Annotated in this window: 19 protein-coding genes and 1 pseudogene; 15 read left to right on the top strand and 5 right to left on the bottom strand. The window is 32.2% G+C overall.

Annotated features, from left to right (window positions below; translation table 11 throughout):
• The first annotated feature begins 51 nt into the window (after positions 1-51).
• From FFM55_RS08540 to FFM55_RS08530, 3 genes are read left to right on the top strand one after another with little or no spacing between them, the layout of a single operon-like run.
• The gene (locus FFM55_RS08540; protein WP_042494542.1) at positions 52-375 is read left to right on the top strand and encodes a PadR family transcriptional regulator; all 324 of its coding nucleotides are present in this window, start codon (positions 52-54) and stop codon (positions 373-375) included.
• Complete coding sequence (locus FFM55_RS08535) at positions 365-994, top strand: DUF1700 domain-containing protein (protein WP_042494544.1); 630 nt, start codon at positions 365-367, stop codon at positions 992-994. Before FFM55_RS08540 ends, FFM55_RS08535 begins: the two co-directional genes overlap by 11 nt.
• A complete protein-coding gene (locus FFM55_RS08530; protein ID WP_042494545.1) occupies positions 987-1,925 on the top strand; it encodes a DUF4097 family beta strand repeat-containing protein in 939 nt (312 codons plus the stop codon). Before FFM55_RS08535 ends, FFM55_RS08530 begins: the two co-directional genes overlap by 8 nt.
• A 257-nt stretch (positions 1,926-2,182) precedes the next feature.
• On the opposite strand, the gene FFM55_RS08525 is transcribed toward FFM55_RS08530, so the two are convergent.
• Positions 2,183-3,082 (bottom strand): YihY/virulence factor BrkB family protein, encoded by a 900-nt coding sequence (locus FFM55_RS08525; protein WP_240006018.1) that lies wholly within the window; start codon positions 3,080-3,082, stop codon positions 2,183-2,185.
• Positions 3,083-3,195: 113 nt separating this feature from the next.
• Here FFM55_RS08525 and FFM55_RS08520 point away from each other — a divergent pair, with 113 nt between their 5' ends.
• From FFM55_RS08520 to FFM55_RS08490, 7 genes are all read left to right on the top strand, one after another.
• Positions 3,196-3,591: a LysM peptidoglycan-binding domain-containing protein gene (locus FFM55_RS08520; protein ID WP_042494549.1), complete on the top strand. Its 396-nt coding sequence runs from the start codon at positions 3,196-3,198 to the stop codon at positions 3,589-3,591.
• Positions 3,592-3,720: 129 nt separating this feature from the next.
• Entirely contained in the window at positions 3,721-5,106 is a 1,386-nt protein-coding gene (locus FFM55_RS08515) for an MFS transporter (protein ID WP_042494551.1), read from the top strand.
• A gap of 499 nt (positions 5,107-5,605) precedes the next feature.
• A complete protein-coding gene (locus tag FFM55_RS08510; protein WP_042494553.1) occupies positions 5,606-6,349 on the top strand; it encodes a hypothetical protein in 744 nt (247 codons plus the stop codon).
• Positions 6,350-6,359: 10 nt separating this feature from the next.
• Positions 6,360-7,022, top strand: a complete 663-nt coding sequence (locus FFM55_RS08505; protein ID WP_052348465.1) for an ATP-binding cassette domain-containing protein — start codon at positions 6,360-6,362, stop codon at positions 7,020-7,022.
• A 264-nt stretch (positions 7,023-7,286) separates the two neighbouring features.
• On the top strand, positions 7,287-7,655 hold the full coding sequence (locus tag FFM55_RS08500) for a hypothetical protein (protein ID WP_042494555.1): 369 nt from the start codon (positions 7,287-7,289) through the stop codon (positions 7,653-7,655).
• Between the two features lie 1,608 nt (positions 7,656-9,263).
• Positions 9,264-10,208: a ribokinase gene (rbsK, locus tag FFM55_RS08495; RefSeq protein WP_042494559.1), complete on the top strand. Its 945-nt coding sequence runs from the start codon at positions 9,264-9,266 to the stop codon at positions 10,206-10,208.
• A gap of 294 nt (positions 10,209-10,502) precedes the next feature.
• Positions 10,503-11,324 carry an HAD family hydrolase gene (locus FFM55_RS08490; protein ID WP_042494561.1) on the top strand — a complete coding sequence of 274 codons (822 nt, stop codon included), beginning with the start codon at positions 10,503-10,505 and terminating at the stop codon, positions 11,322-11,324.
• A gap of 74 nt (positions 11,325-11,398) precedes the next feature.
• Here the strand turns inward: FFM55_RS08490 and FFM55_RS08485 are convergent, their stop codons facing one another.
• Positions 11,399-12,319, bottom strand: a complete 921-nt coding sequence (locus tag FFM55_RS08485; RefSeq protein ID WP_042494563.1) for a hypothetical protein — start codon at positions 12,317-12,319, stop codon at positions 11,399-11,401.
• Positions 12,320-12,589: 270 nt separating this feature from the next.
• Between FFM55_RS08485 and FFM55_RS08480 the strand changes: the two genes are divergently transcribed.
• Both FFM55_RS08480 and FFM55_RS08475 read left to right on the top strand, forming a co-directional pair.
• Positions 12,590-13,039 (top strand): DUF3290 family protein, encoded by a 450-nt coding sequence (locus FFM55_RS08480; protein ID WP_042494564.1) that lies wholly within the window; start codon positions 12,590-12,592, stop codon positions 13,037-13,039.
• Positions 13,040-13,042: 3 nt separating this feature from the next.
• A complete protein-coding gene (locus FFM55_RS08475) occupies positions 13,043-13,672 on the top strand; it encodes a DUF421 domain-containing protein (protein WP_137600917.1) in 630 nt (209 codons plus the stop codon).
• A gap of 70 nt (positions 13,673-13,742) precedes the next feature.
• Here FFM55_RS08475 and FFM55_RS08470 read toward each other — a convergent pair whose 3' ends face one another.
• The gene (locus FFM55_RS08470; protein WP_042494568.1) at positions 13,743-14,714 is read right to left on the bottom strand and encodes an AEC family transporter; all 972 of its coding nucleotides are present in this window, start codon (positions 14,712-14,714) and stop codon (positions 13,743-13,745) included.
• 190 nt (positions 14,715-14,904) lie between these two features.
• Here FFM55_RS08470 and FFM55_RS08465 point away from each other — a divergent pair, with 190 nt between their 5' ends.
• Complete coding sequence (locus FFM55_RS08465; RefSeq protein ID WP_042494570.1) at positions 14,905-15,327, top strand: cytidine deaminase family protein; 423 nt, start codon at positions 14,905-14,907, stop codon at positions 15,325-15,327.
• Between the two features lie 295 nt (positions 15,328-15,622).
• On the opposite strand, the pseudogene FFM55_RS10195 reads toward FFM55_RS08465, so the two are convergent.
• A pseudogene (locus FFM55_RS10195) lies at positions 15,623-17,035 on the bottom strand (oligosaccharide flippase family protein).
• A gap of 269 nt (positions 17,036-17,304) precedes the next feature.
• Between FFM55_RS10195 and cbpA the strand changes: the two are divergent.
• Positions 17,305-17,949 (top strand): cyclic di-AMP binding protein CbpA, encoded by a 645-nt coding sequence (gene cbpA / locus FFM55_RS08450; RefSeq protein WP_042494573.1) that lies wholly within the window; start codon positions 17,305-17,307, stop codon positions 17,947-17,949.
• A 73-nt stretch (positions 17,950-18,022) separates the two neighbouring features.
• Entirely contained in the window at positions 18,023-18,748 is a 726-nt protein-coding gene (locus FFM55_RS08445) for a TatD family hydrolase (protein ID WP_042494574.1), read from the top strand.
• 64 nt (positions 18,749-18,812) lie between these two features.
• On the opposite strand, the gene FFM55_RS08440 is transcribed toward FFM55_RS08445, so the two are convergent.
• Complete coding sequence (locus tag FFM55_RS08440) at positions 18,813-19,415, bottom strand: TetR/AcrR family transcriptional regulator C-terminal domain-containing protein (RefSeq protein ID WP_137600914.1); 603 nt, start codon at positions 19,413-19,415, stop codon at positions 18,813-18,815.
• Between the last annotated feature and the right edge of the window lie 130 nt (positions 19,416-19,545).

Below are 19,545 nucleotides of genomic sequence, written 5' to 3'. Positions count from 1 at the left end.
CTATACTTGTATTATATTATACGTCTTATAGTATTGTAAAGGAAGATGACTATGGCAATGCAATTATCAAGTGATTTAATGGATGGTTTGGTATTAGCGTTACTGTCTAAAGAAGATTTATATGGATATTCATTAACAAAGCAAGTGCAGGAGCGTTTTGCAGTTTCTGAATCAACGATGTACCCAGTCTTACGCCGGTTAAAAAAGCATGACTGGGTTACGACTTATGATGAACCTTTTGAAGGACGTAACCGAAGATATTACAAAATATCTGATTTAGGGTATCAAGAAATGGCGCGCATTCAAGAAGAATGGCGTTATTTTAGTAGTAAAGTGAATGAAATTATATTGGCAGGAGATACTGATGGAAAATAGTATTTATTTTGCACAGGTCAAAAACTATTTGCAACAATTAACACCCAGTGAACAGGCAGATGTGATTCAGTTTTACCAAGAGTATGCGGTTGATGCGCAATTATCAGGAACACGTTTAATGTCAGAATTGGGAACGCCTAAGCAATTAGCACAACGTATTTTGGTTGATTATTCATTGCGTGTTGCTGATGAAGAAGAATTACCATTAGATGATGATACCCGACAAGGACATCAAAATTGGGTTAAACAGGAATTGAAATTGATCAGTACAGTATTAGAAGGTTTGCTATCATCAATTGTTTGGTTGCCAGCAATGTTGCTGATTTTAGTATGTTTGTTTGCAACGATTATTATCGCAGTAATTGTTATTGTTGTCTTAATTTATTATTTATTGACTGGTGTTTTTCAACTTATTGGCGGTCTAGCAGTATTGCCTAGTAATTGGGCAACTGGTTTATATCAAGGGGGCATTGGCCTGATTATTGTTGGATTACAATTAGTTGCTTGGCCACTTGGTGCGGCAATTATTCGTTCGGTATTTCAGATGTTAATGCAATTTGTTAAATACATAGGACGTAAGTTTTCACATAAAAATAGTGGGGTGACACGTCATGCGTAAAGGATTTCGGTATGTGTTAACAGGATTTATCGTCATTTCCTTTGGTGTTATTATCATGTTGGTTGGCTTAGCGCATGGTGGACAAAATAAATTAGGTTGGCATAATGGTCGTTTTGAGGTTTCACAAATTAAATCAATTCACCATAAAATTAAACCAGCGCAAAAGCTTGATGTTGAGACTGCTAATGTGCCGGTCATCCTCGAGACAGGTAAACAAAAGAAAATTGAAATTAAGGGACGTATCACTAATCCTGATTTTTTACATATTACACGAGCTGGTAAGCAACTTAAGATTCGTTATGTGCCAAATCAAGAAAAGGGATATGAAGTAAGTTTCAGTAAACGTGAACCTGAAAAAATTGTGATTAGTCTTCCTCAAAAAATGCGACTAGATGACTATCAACAATCAGCCGTGTATGGTGCAATGAATATTGCGAATATCGCTGCTAAGCACGTTACTTTAACAGCCACAAATGCGAATGTGCAGATGAATAATGTCAATACGGCTAATTTATCGACATCAGCACATGATGCAGAGATTGCATTACATAATATTAAATCTCAGCAAACGACAATTAATGTTAATGATAGTCGCTTAAAAACAGACAATGTACAAATGGGCCGTTTGATGTTATCAGCAGATGAAAGTGTCACTAATCTACAGCACACAGCGATGAATACAAGTGCAATTCAGGTAACCAGTGGGACATTAAAGTTGTTAGATACGAAAATACAGAATCAGAATATTATGACAATTATGGATGGCTCATTAAAAGCGAGCGGATTGCCAAATGTTGGTCTGCAAATGCAAACAACAGCAGGTAGAGTAAAAGTTGCGGGTGAAAACTATGGGAATAGTTACGCCAACGATTTGGGTACTAATAATCAATTAAATGTTTCTGTGTCAAATGGAAATATTACAATTAAATAAAAAAAACACTAGCAATGTGGGGTTGCTAGTGTTTTTTTATGTCATTAGACGTTAATCATGATGACATTAATCATAAACAACAGTCGACTGTGTGTTTATAATTATATTTTAAGGAGTAGGTTGTAGGTTAGTTAGGCCTACAATACTAAGCATCGCTACTTAGTGTTATGAGTTTTTGTACATATAGTCAGAGAAATATACTTTCTCGTAACACTTAATAATATAACGCAAAAAGTCCGATAATACAACGTTTTATTTTATTTTTTTCCTGAATTTCGGAAAAAAAGTTTAATCATATACCAATTACTAGCACGATCACTGATATGTGCTGGAAATAGTTCTTGCAAAATAGCAGTAATAATTGTGCCAACTAATGATGATAACGCAATAAAGTTAAGCCAAAGTAGTAAAATGATGGCAGAGCTCAAGGCTTGGTAAAAAGAGAAAGTGCGAGCAGCAATATTTATATACCATCCAAATGCTTTAGCTAACCAAATGACCAGTGTGATTTGGTTAATTGTACCCAAAAAATTCCAAATAAATCGCGGCTTTTCTCTAGGTAAGAAGGTATTAAAAAGGAAAGCACCAATAAATAAACCAACAATAACAATGAGACGTTTGGCAGATTCAATTTTATAAATAATTTGACTACTAATTGGTAGAGCATCTAAAATATTTGATCCAATTGAGGCGATGATTAGTAAGATACCAATAATAAACATAATAATAATTAACCAAAACATGGAAATGAAGCGATTAAAAATAGCAACATTATTTGGTTGAATATTATAAATCCCATTTTGAGCAACTCGAATTGCGGAGACAACACGAGATAATGACCAAAGGGTAATGATAATTGAGATAGATAGGGCACCAACACCATTTTGGCTTAGCACAGATCTAATTATAGGGTCAAGAAAGGTAAAGACAGATTCAGGTACGGCTGTTTGGACGTAATTTAATGCTGTATCAATTGTTAGTCCTAAATAAGGTAGAATAGTACTTAGGATGACAATACCAGGAAACAAAGATAGTAGCCCGAAGTAAGCAATCGATGAACTGGCAGTTATAATATCGACACGGGAAACAACATTAATAATAGTTGTAATGAATTTATTATTCATAAGATTTTTGAAAAGCAGTTTCACGATGTACATTCTCCTGATAAAATTAACAATAATCATCTAATTCTATCAAATATTACGATATGACGTGCAAAAAATTTTAGTTTTAGACGTAGATAAATAAAAAGATAAAGTGAGATTATAAAATGAAAACAAAAAAACCTTCTCGTATTAAATATTGGATTATCATTTTAGTTGGCTACGTCGCAATTTTTCTAATCGGTTTTTTCATACCGATTGCCTATGATAGGGTGACACATAAAGATAACCAAACTGACATGGCTGCTGATGCTGCTTCAGATAGCAGTAAACATAAACAAAAAAGTAAGCCAAAGTTAGCAACGTCAAAAAAAGCAGCCGTAAGTGCTAAATCGACTAAAAGTCATGCAACAGCCGCATTATCTAAAATTGAAGTGGCTGCAGGTGAGACAGGTTATGCAATAGCTACCAAATATGGCTTGAGTGTTGATGAATTACAATCCTTAAATCCTGATGTTGATGTCAATAATTTAAGGGAAGGTGAAACGTTAACAATTAAATAATCAAGATAAATGAGTTGTTTTTTAAGCTAACAATTCATTTATTTTTTTTTGTAACATAAAAGATACTTACACATAATTAAGAAATGTGTTTAAATAAAAATCAAGCACTTTTTTTATTTAGGAGGAGTTATGCAGGAGCAAAAAGTTTCACCCAAGGTTATTTGGTCGATTGTGGCCACTGCCATTTTGGGATTTTCAGGTATTCTAACAGAAACGTCTATGAATGTGACGTTTCCAGAATTAATTCAACAATTTCATCAACCAATGGGGACTGTACAATGGTTAACAACGGCTTATCTATTAGTCGTTGCTTTGATGATGTTAACGTCAGCACACTTTAATGCAATTTTGAGTAAGCGCCAAACATATATGATAGGTTGGCTTGCATTTGTTATTGGTGACGTTATTGCAATGGTTGCCCCTAGTTTTTGGTTACTATTATTTGGTCGCTTGATCATGGCAGTCGGGACTGGATTTGCATTACCATTAGTGTTTAACATTATCTTTACCAGTGTGCCAATGTCTCAATTAGGTAAATATATGGGATTTGGGACATTGATTATTTCATTGGCACCAGCATTAGGCCCTGTTTATGGTGGTGTAGTTGCCTATACATTAGGTTGGCGTGCTATTTTCATGATTATTTTACCAGTTGCACTTATTTCATTATTAATTGGTTGGTTTAATCTGGATACAAAAGTACCAAAGGCAACTAACAAGTTTGCTTTAGGTCAATTTTTGTTAGTTGGTGTGTCACTAACATCAGCATTATTGGCTTTGGGACAACTAGAGTCCGGTAAAATTACGGTCATGATTATTAGCTTGCTTGTAATTGCAGTTGTGACAATGATTGCATTTATCATGGTTGCTAAGAAAGCACAACATCAATTGATTGATTTAACCATTTTCCGTAGTAAAGCACTTGTCATGGCATTATTAATTTACGCTACATCACAAGCAATTAATCTAGCTGTTAATTTTGCATTACCACAATATACACAATTAACACTAGGTACGACGACAATGGTTGCAGGATTTATCTTGATGCCAGGTTCATTGTTAGGTTCTGCTGTTGCACCAATTTATGGGTCAATGTATGACAAAAATGGTGCTAACAAGCCATTAGCTTGGGGAACTATTGCGTTCTTGGCAGTTATGATTGTCTTTTCATTTATGGCACCAAATATTATGACGATTGGTTTGACAGTTGTTTACGCTTTGTTTACGTTAGCACGAAACTTGACCTTTAGTGTGTCAATGACTGCGGGAGTTGCTGAAGTTAAGCCACAACAGTCTGGGGATGTTAATGCAGTGTTCAATACAATGCAACAATTTATTGGTGCAGTAGGAACAACGGTTGCCGCTTTGTTTATTCAAACAACGGGCACAACAAAAGCGGCTGTCGCAGCACAAACAGCCACTGGTTTTGGTCACTTAATCGTATTTAGTACGGTTATTGTTGCTATTAGTTTGATTTGGTTAGTTATCTTTATGAAGACTAAGACGGCTAAGTAATGAAGTTTTTAATTAAATAATTTGTGAAATATGGCTTGTGAGACTGACAATTTTGTCAGACTTGCAAGCTTTTTTATATATAATTATATATGCGATTACAAGAAAATTATTATATATTCATTTTTCTAATTTTCTTGTAATTAAATCGTTGACAATGCTTTTGAAAAAGGGTTTAATGATTACATGTTTTAGGTGCAAAAAGGTGTATTTCATATGTTTAGTGAAGTTTTGAGCTGTAAACATTGGAAATATAGATAAAGGTTTAGCGGGGATGCTAAGCAGCAAAATTTTTAGTACATATTATGCAGGATTATTTAATACAAAATAATGATTCTATCCCGTTGTCGGGATATTGTACATATAAATGTTTGCTAAATTTAGAGATTGGGTCAGCAAAACTATTAGCTTTAATAAATAAAACAAATCATTAGAATGCAATTAATACTGATTATTTTGGCAATTAACCAGTTATTCAGTAATTAACGGAGGTATTGGAAAAATGGCCCACGATATTTTAGCAATTAATAAACTTTTTTTATCTAACCTACGGTATAACAAAATCTCTTTAATATTTAATTTATTATTTCCGACGCTATATTTTTTTTATGCAAACCCAGTAGGTAATGTAAAATCACAAAATATTTTTAGTAATATTAGTTTTTTTTGGACATATATTATTTTCGTAAGTATCCTTAATTTTATGATATTATCAGTTATTAATTATAGAGAAAATGGAACTTATAAACAGTTATGGTTAATTGTAACTAATAAAAATAGTATTATAGTGTCTACATTTATTGTATATATAACTATCATTATGCTAGAACTAATTATTTTCAATCTAACTATTATGATTTTTAATCATATGTGGCAATCACAGTTGTTTATAGCAAGTTTATTGCTCCTTTTGATATTTGGTATTGTAATCTATATGGAACTGATGATTTTGCTGATTTTAAAAATTAAACCAGAAACAATTAGTATATTAGCAACAATTTTAATTTTTACATTATTTTCATTAATAACAATAAATCCAGATAATTTTTATCTTCAAATCATATGTATGATAAATCCGGTACAATTTCTATTAGTTGCTTCAAAGTGGATTATAAGTATTATAACGGGTCAGGGATTTATGCCCGTACTTATGTGTCAGTTATTTATTGTTTCGATGATTATGGTTATAATCGGGATATTCGCATTAAAAAGATTTAATATTAACCCATTAGTTAAGCAAATGTAGAGGTATAAGGATGAAAATTAGCAACTATTCTGTTATGCATAATCAGCAATATATTCTTAAAGATCTTTCTGTTGAATTTACACCTAATCGATTAAATATTTTAATGGGAGAAAATGGTGCTGGTAAAACGACACTATTTGATAGTATTGCTGGAGTATTACATGAAAATAAGCGACCAATATTAGATGTTTCAGTTGCTTACAAGATACAAAATCCAGTATTTTTTTCTAATTTAACTGTTCAAGAAATTATTAATATGTTTAATGTGATTGGAGATGATAAATTAGAAACTGAGTCAGGGCGTTTGATTAAAGAGCAATGTTTACGTAAGATTTTTCATCGAAAACTAGGGCAACTTTCTGGGGGAGAATTACAGTTACTTTTTGATTATGGGACTCATTTATTGGATCGAGATTTGTATTTATTTGACGAACCCACTGCAGGTGTGAGTTTCTCAAATTCTCAGCTTGTATTACAAATGATGCAGGAACTAGTTGACGAGAGAGGAAAAACGGTTGTTACAACTCTTCATGACTTTCGAGAAGTTAATGATTTGAAAGCACATATTATTACCCTTAAGGATGGTAAGGTGTCTTTTTCTGGGACACGAGATCAGTTATTGACAAAAGACACGGTAACAAATTTAAAACAGGAAATTAATCCGTTAATATGATAAGAATTAAGTGTTTTGAGTGAAAATAAATACGATGATAATAATGGGCTTTATGGATATTGAAAAGAAATCCATAAAGCCTTTTCATTTTGCTTTAGTCAGTATTATTTGTTAATTTGAATATATAAACCTATATATTCAAAATATAATTAATTCGAATTAACTATTTTAGATTTTTTAATTTTATGGGTTATGCATTATCAACAACAAGCCTATTATTATGAACATAATGGCGTATGTGGTCGGTATAAAGGAGATAGTATTATGAAAAAAATAAATGAATGTTTAAAAAAGCACCCTTTGTCTGTGCTATTTGTTACAGCGATTATAGTCGGATTGTTAAAGATGTTTATTAATACTATTCAACGGCGTCCCATATATGAAGAGCTTGATGGTGTTATTTATATATTTGGTGTTTATCTTGTTTGTTGGATAATTGCAAAAATAATACACAATACTTATATTCGACTTGGTGTAGTAGCCTTCATAACTTTTATTTATTTAAGTATTCAAATGTTTTTTGATGGTAGTTATGTTAATTTCACCTCTTTTATTGTCACGGGTGGTGTAGCCATTTTGATAGCTGTAATAATTGTTTTTACTATTCATATAATTGAGAAACAAGTAAAATGATAGTTTCTCTTGCTTATATTATCCAGTTAATATTAGTGTTTAATTTAGGTAACAATGCAATATTCAAAAAATAGGAAAAACATAGTATGAAGTTGTAAGTAAGATGAGACTTATTCACATGCTAATAAAAACTTAGAAAGGAATTAACAAAGTTTTGGCATTACTGTTAATTCTAGTAGTGGCACGAAGTAGCCATGGTAAAGTAAGACTACTTTAAAACGAAGAGAAGATATTTATGAAAGAAAATAATAAAATATTCTTTTTATGGTTAAGTGTTTTTATTATTAGTTTGGCTATAGACATTTTCGTCAATCCGGGATGGAGAAGCTTTTTATATTTTGTTGTAAATATAATTAATCTCGTTTCTTTGGTTCTTTGTCTTGTCTATTTTCCGAAGAAAAAATAATCACACTTAATAGATCGAATATGATTTGATACTAAACATTTAACAATAAATGAAAATATTAACTATCCTTGCGATAACGTCATAAAACGGCATTGCAATATCTATCCATTGTGCTGTTTTTTTAGACACAAAATGTTGGTAATTATAGGCGGCCAGTATTTCTCTGACCGGGTAATTATATAATTACGTTACAACATGATTAATCAATTCATGGGTGCGAAGTTATACCCTTTTAAGTTCGACAGTGTCATCTGTTGGGCTCCTTTTTTTTCAAAAAAAGCCTCCGCTGATAAACGGAGACGTTGGTATTATCGGTGGTTAGTATCGTAAAAACACTTTTGGCACATGCTTGAAATAAAGATTAGATCGACTTGCCAAGCGAACCGAATAAGATATTAAAAGCCCTCTTTTCAAAGACAGTCAATTGAACACTGCTTTTGAGTTTGTAGCTCTATATGTTATCAGAGTCCTGATATTTGTTTTTATTAAATCAACGTTTCTTATTTCCCGTGAAAAAAGGAATTACAGAAAAGATTATGGATAAAATTAGTGACCAACCAAAAAGCCCTTGTATATGATTATGCGCAATAATTGGTGTAAGGCTCCATAAATCATGTTTAATTAAAGCATGTACAAAAATGATTAGTGTAAGTAACCACAAACATAAAGCTAATAATTTAAAAAAATTTTTCAAAATAATACCTCCAAAAATATTTAATTTGTTTATATTATTATTTTAAACTCATTTATTATTATTGCACGATTCAATAGCAGTGCATCGGACTATTGCTTGAATAGCAACAATTTCTGATAGAATTTAATGACCATGAACTGCAAAAGTGCATGAGTGATTATTTTCTGTCTAAAATTGCGCAAAAAATTATGGCGCAAGTCAAAGATTGGCTGATATATTGATAATAAGCAACGTATACAAACAAAATTAGGCGGTAAATCACCGAAAGAATTTCGACAATTTACCGCCTTGAAAAAACCAAGCTATTCATCTTTAACTTTTTGGGTACACCTCACGTCGGTATTGTACCCATGATGAAAATGTAAAGTCTGTATAAAAATTAATTTAGTAGTGTATTCAAATCAGTTATTTTGAGATGCACATAATGATTTATATCGATATAATAGGAACTATTAAGATTTGTCTGGATAGATAATACTGAATTATTGATAATATACGGAGAAAAATAATGACAAAAAAAATAACCGTGTTGGGTTCAACGAATATTGATCGTGTTGTATCAGTACCTAGATTTGCTCAAAGTGGTGAAACATTGCATACAGATAGTCATTTAACAAATGCAATGGGTGGTAAGGGATTAAATCAAGGTGTTGCAGTTGCCCGTTCAGGTGTACAGACGAATATGATTACTAAAGTTGGGCGTGAATTTAACATTGCTGAAAATATGGCAGTAAAAAATTTACTGACAGATCATGTGATGTTTTCAAAAACGGCTGAAACTGGGCAGGCATATATCACGGTTTCTGAAGAAACTGGTGATAATATGATTTATATTTATGGTGGTGCCAATGCTGATTTGACAGTATCTGATGTAAATGATCATAAAGAGGCAATTATTGAATCAGATTTTGTGGTGGCACAATTAGAAATTTCAATTGATGCAGTGATTGCAGCATTTAAAATCGCACATGAAAATGGGGTTAAGACGATTCTTAATCCAGCGCCAATGCCAGAAACAGGTGGTTTACCTGAGGAATTATTAGAATTAACGGATGTTATTGCTCCTAATGAACATGAAACGTTCTTGTTAACAGGTGTGGCGATAACGGATGAAGAGTCGTTGCTACGTAATGCTGTTTATTACTTCCAGCGGGGTATTGATACCGTTATTATTACTTTAGGATCACAAGGTGCCTTTTACATGCGAGATAATGGTGAAACAAAACTTGTACCTATCTTTAAAACAACAGCAGTTGATACAACGGCAGCAGGCGATACGTTTATTGGTGCAATGGCTACGCGTTTAAATAAAGATTTGAGTAATCTAGAAGATGCTATGGTATATGGATCGGCAGCCTCATCAGTTACCGTTTCGAGGCCAGGTGCACAACCAAGTATTCCGTTTGAAAATGAAGTGTTAGCAATTCTTGCAGCGCATGCAGACGTAATTTAAAATAAATAAATATGAAAACACGATTTTGTTAACAAAATCGTGTTTTTTTGTGTCATGTCTTCAATAAAATTCAGAACGTAACGCATAATAATGGAACATACAAAAAAGTTGAACATGTGGTCTGATATAATTGTAAAATAAGCCAATATTTATGGAAATTTCAGCCGAATACATTAGGTTTATGAATTTTAAATTACTAATAGCCAATATAGTGTTGTTAATTTTTATTTGAGGTGATTGTATGATTTAATAGGGTGAGTTAACGATTATGAATCATTTAGAGGGGAATTTTTAATGATTAAACAAATATTTTTAGATATGGATGGCACGTTATTGGATGCTAAGGGAGATGTCACCCAACAGACAATTGATACGATTAAGACGGCGAATATACCAGTTACTTTGGTTTCAGCGCGAGCACCACAAGAAATGACGGCAGCAATTGATCAATTAGAGTTGAATGCACCACAAGTTGCTTTTAATGGTGGTCTAATATATCAGTGGTATGCCAATAAAATGCATGTGTTAGGTGCTAATACGATTGCTCGAGAAGTTAGTAAGCAATTAATGGAGTGGTTGTTAGACAATTATCCAGCCATGAGTTTAAGTTACTACACACAGGATGAATGGATTGTTTCTGATATGTCACCAGAAGTGAGCCGTGAAATTGAATTTACTGGGTTGATGCCACGTCTACTAAATACGGCAACTTTTTCTGAAGATGTACAAAATGGTATTTTTAAAATTATGTTGATCGATTTAAGTGGCGAATTATTGGATGATATTCAAGCGGCTATTTTAGCCTTAGACTTGACAGGGGTTAATGTGCAACAGTCAGATAAGGAACATTTAGAAATAACAAGTCATGTGGCTGAAAAAGCACGCGGTGTTGCTTATATTGTTGAACAGGAAGGTTTAAATAAATCTGAAACAGCAGCGTTTGGTGATGGTCAGAATGATTTGTCGATGTTTGACGAAGTTGGTGTAGCCATTGCGATGGGAAATGCACCACTTAATGTTCGTCAGGCAGGCGATTATGTAACAAAAACTAATCGAGAAAATGGTGTTGCATATGGCATTCAGCAAATTTTGTTGCACCAAGATAATTTGGAATAAACAAGATTTAAACAGACATGAAAAAGGCAGGCGATAATCAATAATTGGTTACTTCCTGTCTTTTTGATTAGTACTTATATATCAAAACTTGATGATGTGCTAAAACTTGTATTGTCAAATTGTTGCCGACTGTAATCACGAATTTTATCTTGAATGATAGTAGTCAATTCTATTTCTGATTTAATTTTATTAGCTGCCGGCATTTTAACGCGCAATTTGTCATCACGTTTAGTGTTAGTCTGGAAAGTAATTCGACCTAATTTACCATCTTCTTTACCAGAAAAGTTCATCTTTAGTAAGTGACCATTTTTACTAGTAGTGATGCTAAATTTTAAATTATCAATGTCGTTAATGGATGACTTGTATGCTTGCCATTCTGATTTAGGAATTTCTTTACCAGATTTTGTTTTTGATATCTTGGTCATTAAGCGTTTCATATCAGTTTTGTTTAGATCAACCTTATAACCATCAGAAACTTTTTCAAATTTCTTGCCGTCTAAATCTTGGAACCATGCAGTTAGTGCACGAGTATCGGATTTAACTGTTTTTGGTTTAATCTTAGCTGTTTCATATGAAGTAGTATCTGAAGTTTTTAACCAATACTGATTAATTGATTTTGTGATTTTAGAGACCTCGTTATTATAACTAGATAGTCCTAAAGAACCTGTCACAAAGCTGGCTGACAAATAAGCATTATCGTTATTTGCTTTGATGTGCATTTTTTGTGCTTGCTTATTGTCAGACAAGTTCATCACTAAATCCATATTATTTTTATGCTTTGCATCAAACTTTATCTTACCATTAACGCGTTTATCAGACATGTCATCACCACTGACCTTTACCCGAAAGTCAGCTATGTTGTTTTTATTATCCGTCATTTTAGTTAGGCCGGAATTGAATTGTCGTTTAGGTGTGTGTAGTGCCATATATGAGCCACCACCGACAACTGCGACAACAATAACAGCTGTTGTTCCAATTACAAGCGTTTTTTTCATAATCCCTATCCCTCCCGTTACTGATTCTCTCCCCCATTCATTAGAATATTATGTTTACTTGAATGTAATATTCTAATTGTATTATAACAAAAATGGTGTATAGGTATATAAAAAGGGATTTATTGGTTAATTTTTAAATAAAATAGACTAAAATAATTGACTTAACAAGCATATAATGGTTTTTATAGCATAAGTAATTATCATGTATAGTGTTACTATACTTTATATTAATAATTTTAATTTTTCTTTTAAAAATAAGGAGTTAATATCATGACGTTTTATACATATCAGTATTTATTGGATAATCAGGCGCAGTTTCCTTATTTACGCTTAGCTATTATTGTTTTTTTGGCAATTATGTTTATTGGTCTATTAGTGCGGTATTTTTCGAATAAGGGTGATATTAAATATAAGGATTTAGCGGTAATCGTAGGTACGCTAATTGTCTTAGCGCTTGCAATTCAATTTAATGATTATACTAATTTTCAAACGAGTAGTAAGCAAAGTGGTCAGCAGGTCTCCTTAGTGGAGGATATTGCTAAGAAATTAGCTGTAAAACCACAAAAACTAAGTGTTAATAATTTACAAGAAGGTAATGGGGATATTTTGGTTCATAGTGCTAAAGGTAATTATCGCGTTATTTTTAATAGTGATAATTCTGAATATGTTTTAGAAAAAATAAATTTAACAAAAGAGACAATTAAGGTGGAGGATAAGTAAATTATGTTTTCGTATTCAGATGTGTTATTGAAACTGATTATTGGGTTCATTTTTATTACATTGTTAATTAAATTTAGTGGTAAAGGTAGTTTGGCACCAACTTCGCCATTAGACCAAGTACAAAATTATGTTTTAGGTGGTATTATTGGTGGTATTTTATATAATCAAGCAATTTCAATTGCGCAATATGTTGTTGTGTTATCAATTTGGGCTTTGTTGATGTTAACAACGCGTTATTTGAAAATTCATAACCATATTGTTGGAAAATTTATCGATGGGGAGCCAATGGCGGTCATCTATAATGGTAAATTATTGGTAAAAAATTGTTTGCAGGCTAATTTATCGGCTAAGGAAATTGATTTTAAATTACGTTCAGCTGGTGTTTTAGATATTACCACAGTAAAACGCGCTATTTTAGAGCAAAATGGTAGTATTACGATTTTAGGAAAATATGATGAAGATGTACGTTTCCCTGTGATTATCGACGGCAATATTGATATGGATGTATTATCGGTTATGAACAAAGATGAAGAATGGCTCCAAGAAGAGTTGGGTAAACAAGGCATAGAAAATGTAAAAGATGTTTATATGGCACGTTATCGTCATGATAAGTGGGAAATCGCAATTTATTAATATGAAATAAAAAAAGGGTGCGTAATCTATGATAGATTGCGCACCCTTTAAACATCTTTTGTTGTAAAAACTAAATAAATAACATAATAATGACAACAGCAAATGGGAAAATAAAGATACTTTCTGTTAAAATACGCGTTGAAAAATCGACATCCATATCATTTTGTTCAGCCAACATTGGTAGAACAGTTAACATTGGTGTTATCGATTGAATCATCAATGTTTTAACTAACAGATCTGGTAATGTAAACAAACCAACTAGCTGATTCATCCATAGCACAATTGCCATGGTAAGTGGTGTAATGACAAATTTACCCAATTGTGCAAAAATATCGACCTTTTCCATTTTAAGGTGTGACAATTGTGTCTTAGCAAGTTGTAAACCAATAAAAATAAGCGAAAGTGGTGTTACAACATTTGCAACATAATTAAGTCCTTGATATAAAAAACCGTTAACAGGTAATTTAATGTTAATGAAAAAGAAAATGATGCCGATAACGAATCCCCACATAGGTGGTGTTAAAAGATTAATTATTCGACGCCATAATGGTAATTGTACGGCGCTAGTGTTTTGGGGACCATCTTTATAAATTAATTTAACACCAACTGCCCAAGTCGTAATCGTATTTGCAACGAAATAAGCTAAAAAGTAAGGTAAACTTTTGCTACCAAATAATGCCAGGTTTAATGGTAAACCAACGAATAATGTGTTGGCATTAACAAAACCATTTAAAAATATACTATGGCGATCTTTATTAAGGTGTAGTAAACGACCAGTTGGGATAGCAACTAAAAAGCAAAGTCCAATGGCGATTAATGACAAAATAACACCAATTAATAAGATATGAAAATTTTGTCTATTGATGTATTTTTGTGCTGATATAAAGACTGAAACAGGTAGTGCAACGTTAACAACGATGGTTGATAAATCATTAATGAAATGTTGACTAACAATTTTGGACTTACCGATAATAAATCCGATAATAATAACCGTGATAATAATAAAAACACTATTTAATGAAATAAGAAAGGTTGGTAACATAAATAACTCCTAAAATAAATTGATTAATTAATGAACAAACTGTGTCAATTAATAGCAATCAAATTAATTCTACACTTATACAACCTTAAATGCGATGTGATTTCATAGGGAATACGATAAATTTGCAATAATATATGTAAGCAGTATCATATGTCTTATAAAAATAATTTAGAAATGTTGGGGAAATATAATGACTATTTGGCAAGAATTATATGAACAGGCAAAAAAGCAATATGATCCTAAAGATGTTACACCATTTATTTATGCACACAATGTTGTATGTGCATTAGAGGCAGAAAATGGACAAATTTACACGGGCTTTTGTGTAGAAAGTTGTTCAGGAGTTTGCAACTTATGTGCTGAACGAGTAGCAGCTTTGAACATGTATGTTAATAGTGGACAAACACACATTAAAAGACTAATTGCATTTAGAGATGCTGCTCCTAGTGGTGGTGGATCGGGAATGCCATGTGGTGCCTGCCAGGACTTTTTATTACAATTAGATCAAAAAAATCAAGCAACTGAAATTATGCTTGATTATAGCAAGCAAGAAACAACTACTTTAAATGATTTAATGCCTAATTGGTGGGGAAATGAACGTTATGGTGAATAAATAATAATTTTCACTAATAGTAGTTAAGATACTTGTGGTGCGAAATAGACTATGATTTATCATAATAAAAAATAATCGAGTAGCAGTTTTGTTACTCGATTATTTTGCATATGATATTTAGAATAGGATAGCTGACCGCTTACCAGTAAAAGACCTGTTTTTGATGATATCGAAAACAGGTTATGAGTAATTGAAAGTTATTAAAAAATAGCTTTTTTATTTTTGTCTTTCAGATACGTTAGTACCATTATGCGTTAGACCAAAAGAATCTTTTAAATCTAAGTGTAGAAGGTTTTTAAATTGATTTTATAATTGTTGCAATTTTTTTGTAGAAAAAAATTGCAACTAATAATACATAGACAACAACGCCAATTAAAATTTCTAAAAGTAAATTACCAGGACTAAATGGTAATTGGTCATTAATGAACAGAACTATTCCATACATGACAATAGCAGCTATTAAGAATTTTAAACTTCTCGAAAATATTTGTTTTATAGTAAAATGCTTTTTAATAATATAAAACTGAAACATGGTGACAGATAATTCAGCGGCGATGGTTGCATATACAACACCAATTTCTTGAAATAACTTAATACATGGATAGTTCAGTAATAAATTAATGCAAGCACCGATTACTACAGAATAAAAATAAGGTTTTATTTTTTTAGTCGGTATTAAAAATTGGACACCGATGATATTACTCCAACTAATTAAGATAATTAAAATTGCTTCTAATTCAATGTAAGTTGATATGCCATAAAACTTATTGGAAAAAAACCACAATGAGAAATCTTTTGATAAAGCTAATATGCCAGCGACTAATGGAAAACATAAAAAGTTAGTAATGATAAAACTATTTAAAATCAATTTTTTTAAGGGTTCAAATTGTTTTGTAGCATATAAATTATTTATTCTCGGAATAAACACTATACCGGAAGCAGTAATGAAAGTTATTAAAATTTTTATTAGTCGATCAGCATTTTCAAAGTAGGCAACAGCAGACATACTAGAAAATATCCCCAAGCAAGTTTTATTAATGGTGGCATATAAAGTAATAACTAATTCGGGTAGAAGTAAAAGAGTTGCTGGTTTAATATGCTTTTTAAAGCATAAACAGTGTTTTGTTGGTTTAGAAATTTCGTTGTGTAAATTTATATAAAAAGTTAAATTACTAATCAAAGTAGAACAAGATAAGATACAGATATATAATAGTAAATCTGATTGATTTTTTATAAGAATAAAAATACTAAGGGTTGTTGCAATGCGCATGATAAGATTGCGTATCGTGATTAATTTAAAGTTTTCAATACCTTGATAGTAACAAGAAATATCCAAGGCAAGTGCAATGATTTGAATAGATTGGGTTAAATAGAAGGGAAAGTATGTTGTCTGAGTTAAAAATAAAAAGGCTATAAAAATTATAAAGATAAACGTAGAGACAATTATTCGAAAAAAATAAAGTTCCCAAAATAGTTGAGTCTGTAATAATTTATTTTTTTAAGCTGTAGTAATCAGTTGGCAACCGTAAGTGACACCAATAGTGGCAATTAAGATAAAATATTGTGTGTTTGTTGCAGTGTAAGAATGAATACCCAGTTCGTGAGGACCTAAGGTGCGGGCTACATAGGGCATTGTCAATAAGGGTACAAACAAATTAAAAATGTGATATAAAACGTTCCAAAAATAGTTATATACTAAAGATGTCATATAATTTAACCAGGCTTTTTGAGAAATTATCTGTTAAAAAATATAGCATAATTTATTCAGGCAGACTTTAATGTAAATTCAACGTACTGAAATTGCAATTAAACGTCATTGAGTATAAAGCCCTACCGAAATAATAAATAACATTAATAAAAGTGCTAATTTTCTCATTTTAAAGTAAAGTTTACATTACGAGTTCCAGAAAATAGTGCAGTATAACAGGTTTCGTGGTATTATAATTGAATTAGAAACTAAGGATAGGAGTTGTCTAAATGTTAGCGACTTTAGTTAAGTCTCGAGACCTATTAACAACGCTCAGTGAAAATGCAACACTCCAAGATGCATTGGATGTCTTTGATAATTCCAACTTTCGAGCTATTCCTATTTTAGACGAAAGTGGACAATTGTTCCGTGGTGCAATCTATAAATTACATATTTATCAACACCTTATTCAAGGTGGTGATTTGAATGCACCAGTGACCAGTTATATGCGCAATATGACAAAGTTTGTTCGAGTTGAATCAACTTTTTATGAAGCCTTTTTTACGCTAAAAGATTTACCATTTATTTCGGTTCTTGATAATGACAACCATTTTATTGGTATCTTAACGCACTCACGCATGATGCGATTATTAGCTGATTCTTGGACAACTGATGGTGGCCGTTATAGCTTAACTTTGGTATCAGAAGGTGAGCGGGGAACATTGGAAAAAGCAACCCATATCATTTCTCGGTATACCACCATTTCATCAGCGATGACTTTAGATCCTGATAAGAATCCGCGTACCACGCGTCTTTTATTTACGTTACCGCGTACGGTTAGTGAAGGATCTCTATCAAAGATTATCAAGATTTTGTCTAGAAAAGGTTATCATCTTGAGTCGTTAGAAGATTTATCACAATCATCGTATGTGTAAGATATTAAAAAAAGTGACTAACTAGGCGGATGAGTCTGCCTAGTTAGTCACTTTTTTGTTAGGAGTTTAGATAATGTTAATCGATATGCATAGTCATAGTGATGGCAATGCAAAATTTATTGGTGCACAGCAAGCTAATCATATTGCTAGTATTTTAAATGCCACGACTACAGATGAATTTCAATTTAATCAGCAATATGCAGGTATGCAGCAGCTCGTTAGTTATGGTGTCCATCCGTGGGAATCAGAACGCCAAGTTGTTGATCAACAGTTGCTAGCTACAGCATCAATCATTGGTGAAATTGGTTTAGATACAGAGTGGACAGATGTTCCCTTAACCATACAACGACCAGTTTTTATGCAACAATTACAAGCGGCACAACAACAACATAAGCCAGTTATTTTGCATACGAAAGGTTGTGAAGCAGAAATCTTGGCAATTTTGAAAGCATACCCGCAATTAACCATTTTAGTGCATTGGTATTCATCTAAATTATATCAAGATGAGTATGTGCGACGACCCAATAGTTATTTTTCAATTGGACCAGATGTATTGACGGATCCAGTCGTTCAAAAATTTGCAAAAAAAGTTGCGCCAACACAATTATTTATCGAATCAGACGGATTAGAAAGCTTTACTTGGGTACTAAACCGTACTGTTGATATCAGTGAATATGCAATTATTCTCAAAAGTGTTTATCAAAAAGTTGCCCAATTACGCTCGATAACTTTAGAAAAATTAGAAGAACAAATTCAAATGAATTGGCAGCAACTATTAGCGACTAGCATAATAAATTAAGTGAAAACAATATGAAAGACCGTCAACTAACAACATGACGGTTTTTGTATTATTACCCTCTTTTTTAATTGAAAGCAATTAAATCATGGGGTGACATAAAACGACTACGCATTAAAATGTTGGCTAATTCATCAGGGGATTCGGGATTACGTTTATCAAGCCAATGACGAACGATGTTTAAGATACTGTTAATCGCAATTTCCTTGGTATAGTCAATGGGAATATCATTAACGAAATAGCCATTGTTTTTTGATAATTGGGTTGTAAAAAGATTATCCACGACAGTTTTGACCTGTGAAAAAAATTGTGAATCGCCATTAGCTGAAAATAATGCATGCATGGTTGCGCGTTCGCTGTCAACGTATTCTAAAGCTTGGCTAAAAACACGATACGTTGCACCGGAACGATCGGCATTATAATTGTTACTTAACGGTTCTTTTAGATTATTCTTTAATGCTGCCGTGATATTCATAATCAATTCGTCTTCAATTTTAGTTAATAACTCATACTTATCCGTATAGTGTACATAGAAAGTACCTCGGCTCACAGCCGCATCACGTGTGATGTCAGATACCGTGATATTACTAAATCCCTTATTTTCAATTAGTTTTATAAAGGATTGTTTGATGTTTTGTTTTGTACGTGCGTTACGATCAGCTTGTCTCATAATTTTTTTACTCCATTTATTGAACAACGTGTTTAAAATTGTACATTGTACTAATGCCCTATTAGCATTAATATAGTCCTCAGAGAAAAAATATTCAACAAGTTGTTCAATGATTTGTTATAGAAGGAGA

The organism is Weissella sagaensis (assembly GCF_005405285.1).
Taxonomy (GTDB): Bacteria; Bacillota; Bacilli; order Lactobacillales; family Lactobacillaceae; genus Weissella; species Weissella sagaensis.
This window is presented reverse-complemented; position numbering and strand designations above follow the sequence as displayed.